Origin of the sequence: Serratia sp. SA088, assembly GCF_049065515.1 — a bacterium.
In the GTDB taxonomy this organism is placed as follows: domain Bacteria; phylum Pseudomonadota; class Gammaproteobacteria; order Enterobacterales; family Enterobacteriaceae; genus Serratia; species Serratia nematodiphila.
This window is the reverse complement of the sequence record NZ_JBAKGW010000017.1, coordinates 22,747-31,075: the sequence shown is the minus strand read 5'-3', so window position 1 is coordinate 31,075 and position 8,329 is coordinate 22,747. Positions and strand designations below refer to the sequence as shown.

Here is an 8,329-nt window from a genome sequence, read left to right as displayed (position 1 = left end):
CGTAGAGATGGTAATGCCAGGCGACAACGTGAACATGGTTGTAACCCTGATTCACCCAATCGCGATGGACGACGGTCTGCGTTTCGCAATCCGTGAAGGCGGCCGTACTGTAGGCGCTGGTGTTGTTGCTAAAGTTATCGCTTAATCGCTGATAAAGTTTGACGCGACACGCGGTAAAAGGGCATCATTTGATGCCCTTTTTCTACGCTGTGAACTAGAACCTATCTCATCAGCGATTTTGCAGTCATAATCATTGGTGAGATGGGCTCTTAAACCGTATTGACTGAAATACGTCATGGCGTAAAACACCGGGATATCGCTAATGCGCTATCCGATCGGTTTGGTTTGCCTCGCAATGCGAGGCAAAGTTGTTTGTTATGAATCATCATTGTGACAGGTTGGTTTATGAGTGCGAATACCGAGGCTCAAGGGAGCGGACGCGGCCTGGAAGCGGCAAAGTGGCTGATCGTCGCCGTTCTGTTGGTTGTGGCTATTGTCGGTAACTATTACTACCGTGATTTAAGCCTGCCATTGCGCGCGCTGGCAGTTGTGCTGATCATCGCCGTTGCAGGTGCAGTGGCTCTGATGACCACCAAAGGCAAAGCCACCGTTGCGTTTGCCCGTGAAGCGCGTACCGAAGTACGTAAAGTGATTTGGCCAACTCGTCAGGAAACGCTACACACCACGTTGATCGTTGCCGCGGTAACCGCCGTGATGTCACTGATTCTGTGGGGACTGGATGGTATTCTGGTCCGTCTGGTGTCGTTTATTACTGGCCTGAGGTTCTAAAATGTCTGAAGCTCCAAAAAAACGTTGGTACGTCGTTCAGGCGTTTTCCGGTTTTGAAGGTCGCGTAGCGCAATCGCTGCGTGAACACATCAAACTGCACGATATGGAAGAGCTGTTCGGCGAAGTGATGGTGCCTACGGAAGAAGTGGTTGAAATCCGTGGCGGCCAGCGTCGCAAGAGCGAGCGTAAGTTCTTCCCTGGCTATGTGCTGGTGCAGATGGTGATGAATGACGCCAGCTGGCACCTGGTGCGCAGCGTACCGCGCGTCATGGGGTTCATCGGCGGTACGTCTGACCGTCCAGCGCCGATCAGCGATAAAGAAGTTGATGCGATCATGAACCGCCTGCAGCAGGTCGGTGACAAGCCGCGTCCGAAAACGCTGTTCGAGCCGGGCGAGCTGGTGCGCGTCAACGACGGCCCGTTTGCCGATTTCAACGGCGTGGTCGAAGAAGTCGATTACGAGAAGAGCCGCCTGAAAGTTTCCGTTTCCATCTTCGGCCGTGCAACGCCGGTGGAACTGGACTTCAGCCAGGTTGAAAAAGGCTGATCGAATAATCAGCAGTAAGCGGCCTGTTGCCGCTTGTCAAAGGCGCGAAATTGAACTACAATTTCGCGCCTTTTGTTTTTAGATGCCTTGCCTGATGTTTGTCCGGCGAGGTTAAACACGGGGAGCCTCTCACGAGGCGATACTACCCAAACCGAGGAAATTTAAATGGCTAAGAAAGTACAAGCCTACGTTAAGCTGCAAGTTGCAGCTGGTATGGCTAACCCGAGCCCACCAGTGGGTCCAGCTCTGGGTCAGCAGGGCGTTAACATCATGGAATTCTGTAAGGCGTTCAATGCTAAGACTGACAGCATTGAAAAAGGTCTGCCGATTCCGGTTGTTATCACCGTTTATTCTGATCGCTCCTTCACTTTCGTTACCAAAACCCCGCCAGCAGCAGTTCTGCTGAAAAAAGCGGCTGGTATCAAGTCTGGTTCCGGTAAGCCGAACAAAGACAAAGTAGGTAAAGTGACCCGTGCTCAGGTACGTGAAATCGCAGAAACCAAAGCTGCGGACATGACTGGTTCTGACGTTGAAGCGATGACTCGCTCCATCGAAGGTACCGCTCGTTCCATGGGCCTGGTAGTGGAGGATTAAGAGATGGCTAAGCTGACCAAGCGCATGCGCGTGATCCGTGACAAAGTTGATGCTACTAAACAGTATGACATCACTGAAGCTGTTGCTCTGCTGAAAGAGCTGGCCACCGCTAAATTCGTAGAAAGCGTTGACGTTGCCGTTAACCTCGGCATCGACGCTCGTAAATCTGACCAAAACGTTCGTGGCGCTACCGTTCTGCCACACGGCACCGGTCGTTCCGTTCGCGTTGCCGTATTTACCCAAGGCGCTAACGCTGAAGCTGCGAAAGCTGCAGGCGCAGAGCTGGTAGGTATGGACGATCTGGCTGAGCAGATCAAGAAAGGCGAAATGAACTTCGACGTTGTTATTGCTTCCCCGGATGCAATGCGCGTTGTTGGTCAACTGGGCCAGATCCTGGGTCCACGTGGCCTGATGCCAAACCCGAAAGTGGGTACCGTTACCCCGAACGTTGCTGAAGCTGTGAAAAACGCTAAAGCAGGTCAGGTTCGCTACCGTAACGACAAAAACGGCATCATCCATACCACCATCGGTAAGGTTGATTTCGACGCAGACAAACTGAAAGAAAACCTGGAAGCCCTGCTGGTTGCGCTGAAAAAAGCAAAACCTTCTCAGGCGAAAGGCATGTACATCAAGAAAGTTAGCCTCTCCACCACCATGGGTGCTGGCGTTGCTATCGATCAGAGCGGTCTGTCTGCCGCAGCGAACTAATCGCACTTGCGATTATCGCTTTGACTTGGGGCTGAGATTTGTCTAGAATCTTATGCCCCAAGGTTTTGCTATTGGCTATGCCGTAGGCAAAACAAAGATTTTTCGGTTGGAGCCTGGCCTATCCAGGCCTCCGTCCAAGACCGCAGGTGTATCGCGAGATACTTAATCCTTCCTGCGTAGACGGTGACAGAGCCTAAGAAAATTTTTCTTTTTTATAAAAGAATGTCTTTGCTGGATTCTGCTCACCGTGTTAAGCCGCTCGGCGTGGCGTTTTACAAAGCGCCGAGTGAAGTGAGTTCCGGGGATTTTCCCCGGCTAATCCAGGAGCAAAAAGCTAATGGCATTAAATCTTCAAGACAAACAAGCGATTGTTGCTGAAGTCAGCGAAGTAGCCAAAGGCGCGCTGTCTGCGGTTGTTGCGGATTCCCGCGGCGTTACCGTAGATAAAATGACTGAACTGCGTAAAGCAGGTCGTGAAGCTGGCGTTTACATGCGTGTTGTTCGCAACACCCTGATGCGTCGCGTAGTTGAAGGCACTCCATTCGAATGCCTGAAAGACACGTTTGTCGGTCCAACCTTGATTGCATTCTCTCACGAACACCCGGGCGCTGCTGCTCGTCTGTTCAAAGAGTTCGCGAAAGCGAATGCAAAATTCGAGGTTAAAGCTGCGGCCTTTGAAGGTGAGCTGATCCCAGCGGCGCAAATCGACCGCCTGGCGACGCTGCCAACTTACGAAGAAGCGATCGCACGCCTGATGGCAACCATGAAAGAAGCCGCTGCCGGCAAACTGGTTCGCACTCTGGCTGCAGTACGCGATCAGAAAGAAGCGGCGTAAGCCCCTCTTTCTTAGCCTTTGCTAACGTATTTAAACTATTTCTGAATTTTAGGAACAATTGTTATGTCTATCACTAAAGACCAAATCCTGGAAGCAGTTGCCGCTATGTCCGTAATGGACGTTGTTGAACTGGTTTCCGCTATGGAAGAAAAATTCGGCGTTTCTGCTGCTGCTGCTGTAGCTGTAGCTGCTGGCCCAGCTGAAGCTGCTGAAGAGAAAACTGAATTCGACGTTATCCTGAAAGCTGCAGGCGCTAACAAAGTTGCTGTTATCAAAGCAGTACGTGGCGCTACCGGCCTGGGTCTGAAAGAAGCTAAAGACCTGGTTGAATCTGCTCCAGCCGCTCTGAAAGAAGGCGTGAGCAAAGATGACGCAGAAGCTCTGAAAAAATCTCTGGAAGAAGCTGGCGCAGAAGTTGAAGTTAAATAAGCCAACCTTTCCGGTTGCAGCCTAGTCTTTTAGGCTGATGGCTGGTGACTTTTTAGTCACCAGCCTTTTTGCGCTGTAGGGCGCCAGTAGCGTTTCACACTGTTTGGCTGCTGGTTTCGCCTCCCAATGTTTGTTTCTATTGACGACTTAATATACCGCGGTCTTTGCACTACCAGGAGTTCTGGGGGAAGGCGCGATGAAATGGTTTAAGCGTGATAGCAAGAGACATTGCGGAAAGTGTTCCCGCTTTCCGGTCGACAAAACGGTGTTGCATGAACTGTCCCTAATCGGACGGACAGATTGGGTCACTGATCAGCGAGCTGAGGAACCCTATGGTTTACTCCTATACCGAGAAAAAACGTATTCGTAAGGATTTTGGTAAACGTCCACAAGTGCTGGACATACCATATCTCCTTTCTATCCAGCTTGACTCGTTCCAGAAGTTTATCGAGCAAGATCCAGAAGGGCAGTACGGCCTTGAAGCCGCATTCCGTTCTGTTTTCCCTATCCAGAGCTACAGTGGCAATTCGGAGCTGCAATACGTTAGCTACCGTCTTGGTGAGCCGGTCTTCGACGTCAAAGAGTGCCAGATCCGTGGTGTGACGTTCTCTGCACCGCTGCGCGTAAAACTGCGCCTGGTTATCTATGAGCGCGAAGCGCCTGAAGGTACGGTCAAAGACATCAAGGAACAAGAAGTCTACATGGGCGAAATTCCGCTCATGACCGAAAACGGCACCTTTGTGATCAACGGTACTGAGAGGGTTATCGTATCTCAGTTGCACCGTAGTCCTGGCGTATTCTTCGACAGCGATAAGGGTAAAACCCACTCCTCGGGTAAAGTGCTGTACAACGCACGCATCATCCCTTACCGCGGTTCATGGTTGGACTTCGAGTTCGATCCGAAAGACAACCTGTTCGTGCGTATTGACCGTCGCCGCAAACTGCCTGCGACCATCATTCTGCGCGCGCTGAACTACACCACTGAACAGATCCTCGACCTGTTCTTTGACAAGATCGTCTTCGAAATCCGCGACAACAAGCTGCAGATGGAGCTGGTGCCTGAGCGCCTGCGTGGTGAGACCGCTTCGTTCGATATCGAAGCCAACGGCAAGATCTACGTAGAGAAAGGCCGTCGTATCACCGCCCGTCATATCCGTCAGCTGGAAAAAGACGACATTCAGAGCATTGAAGTACCGGTAGAGTACATCGCGGGCAAAGTGGTCGCGAAAGACTATATCGATACCAATACCGGCGAACTGATCTGCGCAGCCAACATGGAGCTGTCGCTGGATCTGTTGGCCAAGCTGAGCCAGTCCGGCCACAAGCGCATCGAAACGCTGTTCACCAACGATCTGGATCACGGCGCGTATATCTCTGAAACGCTGCGTGTCGATCCGACCAACGATCGTCTGAGCTCGCTGGTAGAAATCTACCGCATGATGCGTCCTGGTGAGCCGCCAACGCGCGAAGCTGCCGAAAGCCTGTTCGAGAACCTGTTCTTCTCCGAAGACCGCTACGATCTGTCCGCGGTTGGCCGTATGAAGTTCAACCGTTCTCTGCTGCGCGACGAGATCGAAGGTTCGGGCATCCTGAGCAAAGACGACATCATCGAAGTGATGAAGAAGCTCATCGATATCCGTAACGGCAAGGGCGAAGTGGACGATATCGACCACTTGGGCAACCGTCGTATCCGCTCCGTCGGCGAAATGGCCGAGAACCAGTTCCGCGTAGGTCTGGTGCGTGTTGAGCGTGCGGTGAAAGAGCGTCTGTCTCTGGGCGATCTGGATACCCTGATGCCTCAGGACATGATCAACGCCAAACCGATTTCGGCGGCGGTGAAAGAGTTCTTCGGCTCCAGCCAGCTGTCCCAGTTCATGGACCAGAACAACCCGCTGTCCGAGATCACGCACAAGCGTCGTATCTCTGCACTGGGCCCGGGCGGTCTGACCCGTGAGCGCGCCGGCTTTGAAGTTCGAGACGTACACCCGACCCACTACGGCCGCGTGTGCCCAATCGAAACGCCGGAAGGTCCAAACATCGGTCTGATCAACTCCCTGTCCGTGTACGCACAGACTAACGAGTATGGCTTCCTGGAAACCCCGTACCGCCGCGTGCGTGACGGCGTGGTGACCGATGAGATCAACTACCTGTCTGCTATTGAAGAAGGCAACTTCGTTATCGCCCAGGCGAACTCCAACCTGGATGAAGAAGGCCGCTTCGTAGAAGACCTGGTCACCTGCCGCAGCAAAGGCGAATCAAGCCTGTTCAGCCGCGACCAGGTTGACTACATGGACGTATCCACCCAACAGGTTGTTTCCGTTGGTGCCTCACTGATTCCATTCCTGGAACACGATGACGCCAACCGTGCATTGATGGGTGCGAACATGCAACGTCAGGCCGTACCAACCCTGCGCGCTGACAAGCCGCTGGTCGGTACCGGTATGGAACGCGCTGTAGCGGTTGACTCCGGCGTAACCGCCGTTGCCAAACGCGGCGGTGTGATCCAGTACGTGGATGCTTCCCGTATCGTTATCAAAGTTAACGAAGACGAGATGTACCCGGGCGAAGCAGGTATCGATATTTACAACCTGACCAAGTACACCCGTTCTAACCAGAACACCTGCATCAACCAGATGCCGTGTGTGAATCTGGGTGAGCCAATCGAGCGCGGCGACGTGCTGGCGGATGGCCCATCGACAGACCTGGGCGAACTGGCGCTGGGCCAGAACATGCGCGTAGCGTTCATGCCTTGGAACGGCTACAACTTCGAAGACTCCATCTTGGTCTCCGAGCGCGTGGTGCAGGAAGATCGCTTCACCACCATCCACATCCAGGAACTGGCGTGCGTGTCTCGCGACACCAAGCTGGGGCCTGAAGAGATCACCGCCGACATCCCTAACGTGGGTGAAGCTGCGCTCTCCAAGCTGGATGAATCCGGTATCGTGTATATCGGTGCTGAAGTGACCGGCGGCGACATTCTGGTCGGTAAGGTAACGCCTAAAGGCGAAACCCAGCTGACGCCGGAAGAGAAACTGCTGCGTGCGATCTTCGGTGAGAAGGCGTCTGACGTTAAAGACTCTTCTCTGCGTGTGCCGAACGGCGTTTCCGGTACGGTTATCGACGTGCAGGTCTTCACCCGCGATGGCGTGGAAAAAGACAAGCGCGCGTTGGAAATCGAAGAGATGCAGCTGAAGCAGGCGAAGAAAGACCTGACTGAAGAACTGCAGATCCTGGAAGCCGGCCTGTTTGCGCGTATCCACGCGGTGCTGGTTGCCGGTGGCATCGAAGCCGACAAGCTGAGCAAGTTGCCTCGCGATCGCTGGCTGGAACTGGGCCTGACCGACGAAGAGAAGCAAAACCAGCTGGAGCAGCTGGCTGAGCAGTACGACGAACTGAAATCCGACTTCGAGAAGAAGCTGGAAGCCAAGCGTCGTAAGATCACTCAGGGCGACGATCTGGCGCCGGGCGTGCTGAAAATCGTCAAGGTTTATCTGGCCGTTAAACGTCAGATCCAACCGGGTGACAAGATGGCAGGCCGCCACGGTAACAAGGGTGTTATCTCCAAGATCAACCCGATCGAAGATATGCCTTACGATGAAAACGGCACGCCGGTAGACATCGTACTGAACCCGCTGGGCGTACCATCACGTATGAACATCGGTCAGATCCTGGAAACCCACCTGGGTATGGCTGCGAAAGGCATCGGTGAGAAGATCAACCAGATGCTGAAGCAGCAGCAGGAAGTGGCCAAGCTGCGTGAGTTCATCCAGAAGGCCTACGATCTGGGCGACGACGTTTGCCAGAAAGTTGACCTGAACACCTTCAGCGACGACGAAGTGCTGCGTCTGGCAGAGAACCTGAAAAAAGGTATGCCGATCGCAACGCCGGTGTTTGACGGTGCGAAAGAGACTGAAATCAAGAAGCTGCTGGAAATGGGTGGTATCCCGACCTCCGGTCAGATCACGCTGTTCGATGGCCGTACCGGTGAGCAATTCGAGCGCCAGGTTACTGTCGGCTATATGTACATGCTGAAACTGAACCACTTGGTTGACGATAAAATGCACGCCCGTTCAACCGGTTCTTACAGCTTGGTTACTCAGCAACCTCTGGGTGGTAAGGCGCAGTTCGGTGGTCAACGCTTCGGTGAGATGGAAGTGTGGGCACTGGAAGCATACGGCGCGGCTTATACCCTGCAGGAAATGCTCACCGTTAAGTCGGATGACGTTAACGGCCGTACCAAGATGTACAAAAACATCGTGGATGGCGACCACCGGATGGAGCCAGGCATGCCGGAATCCTTCAACGTACTGTTGAAAGAAATCCGCTCGCTCGGCATCAACATCGAACTGGAAGACGAGTAATCGTCATTCCGGCTCAGGCTCCCCGCCTAAGGGAGCCTGAGGGTGGTTGTTCAGGTCACACGGGTA

At 53.4% G+C, this 8,329-nt stretch carries 7 protein-coding genes and 1 pseudogene; all 8 read left to right on the top strand.

Annotation, left to right across the window (positions count from 1 at the left end):
* Positions 1 to 145, top strand: a pseudogene (gene tuf / locus ACOWVD_RS24975) (elongation factor Tu); the annotation flags it as partial.
* A 260-nt stretch (positions 146 to 405) separates the two neighbouring features.
* Complete coding sequence (gene secE, locus ACOWVD_RS24970; RefSeq protein WP_004929916.1) at positions 406 to 789, top strand: preprotein translocase subunit SecE; 384 nt, start codon at positions 406 to 408, stop codon at positions 787 to 789.
* A gap of 1 nt (position 790) precedes the next feature.
* Complete coding sequence (nusG, locus tag ACOWVD_RS24965) at positions 791 to 1,336, top strand: transcription termination/antitermination protein NusG (RefSeq protein ID WP_004929914.1); 546 nt, start codon at positions 791 to 793, stop codon at positions 1,334 to 1,336.
* 165 nt (positions 1,337 to 1,501) lie between these two features.
* Positions 1,502 to 1,930: a 50S ribosomal protein L11 gene (rplK, locus tag ACOWVD_RS24960; protein WP_004929911.1), complete on the top strand. Its 429-nt coding sequence runs from the start codon at positions 1,502 to 1,504 to the stop codon at positions 1,928 to 1,930.
* A gap of 3 nt (positions 1,931 to 1,933) precedes the next feature.
* Entirely contained in the window at positions 1,934 to 2,638 is a 705-nt protein-coding gene (gene rplA, locus ACOWVD_RS24955) for a 50S ribosomal protein L1 (protein WP_004929908.1), read from the top strand.
* Positions 2,639 to 2,975: 337 nt separating this feature from the next.
* Positions 2,976 to 3,473: a 50S ribosomal protein L10 gene (gene rplJ / locus ACOWVD_RS24950; protein WP_004929905.1), complete on the top strand. Its 498-nt coding sequence runs from the start codon at positions 2,976 to 2,978 to the stop codon at positions 3,471 to 3,473.
* Between the two features lie 63 nt (positions 3,474 to 3,536).
* The gene (rplL, locus tag ACOWVD_RS24945; protein ID WP_004929903.1) at positions 3,537 to 3,902 is read left to right on the top strand and encodes a 50S ribosomal protein L7/L12; all 366 of its coding nucleotides are present in this window, start codon (positions 3,537 to 3,539) and stop codon (positions 3,900 to 3,902) included.
* 332 nt (positions 3,903 to 4,234) lie between these two features.
* Positions 4,235 to 8,263, top strand: a complete 4,029-nt coding sequence (rpoB, locus tag ACOWVD_RS24940) for a DNA-directed RNA polymerase subunit beta (RefSeq protein ID WP_004929900.1) — start codon at positions 4,235 to 4,237, stop codon at positions 8,261 to 8,263.
* The last annotated feature ends 66 nt before the right edge of the window (positions 8,264 to 8,329 follow it).

What these genes read in the sequence shown, in the direction of transcription:
- secE (WP_004929916.1), top strand. Translation starts at nt 406, where the DNA reads ATGAGTGCGAATACCGAGGCTCAAGGGAGCGGACGCGGCCTGGAAGCG.
- nusG (WP_004929914.1), top strand. Translation starts at nt 791, where the DNA reads ATGTCTGAAGCTCCAAAAAAACGTTGGTACGTCGTTCAGGCGTTTTCC.
- rplK (WP_004929911.1), top strand. Translation starts at nt 1,502, where the DNA reads ATGGCTAAGAAAGTACAAGCCTACGTTAAGCTGCAAGTTGCAGCTGGT.
- rplA (WP_004929908.1), top strand. Translation starts at nt 1,934, where the DNA reads ATGGCTAAGCTGACCAAGCGCATGCGCGTGATCCGTGACAAAGTTGAT.
- rplJ (WP_004929905.1), top strand. Translation starts at nt 2,976, where the DNA reads ATGGCATTAAATCTTCAAGACAAACAAGCGATTGTTGCTGAAGTCAGC.
- rplL (WP_004929903.1), top strand. Translation starts at nt 3,537, where the DNA reads ATGTCTATCACTAAAGACCAAATCCTGGAAGCAGTTGCCGCTATGTCC.
- rpoB (WP_004929900.1), top strand. Translation starts at nt 4,235, where the DNA reads ATGGTTTACTCCTATACCGAGAAAAAACGTATTCGTAAGGATTTTGGT.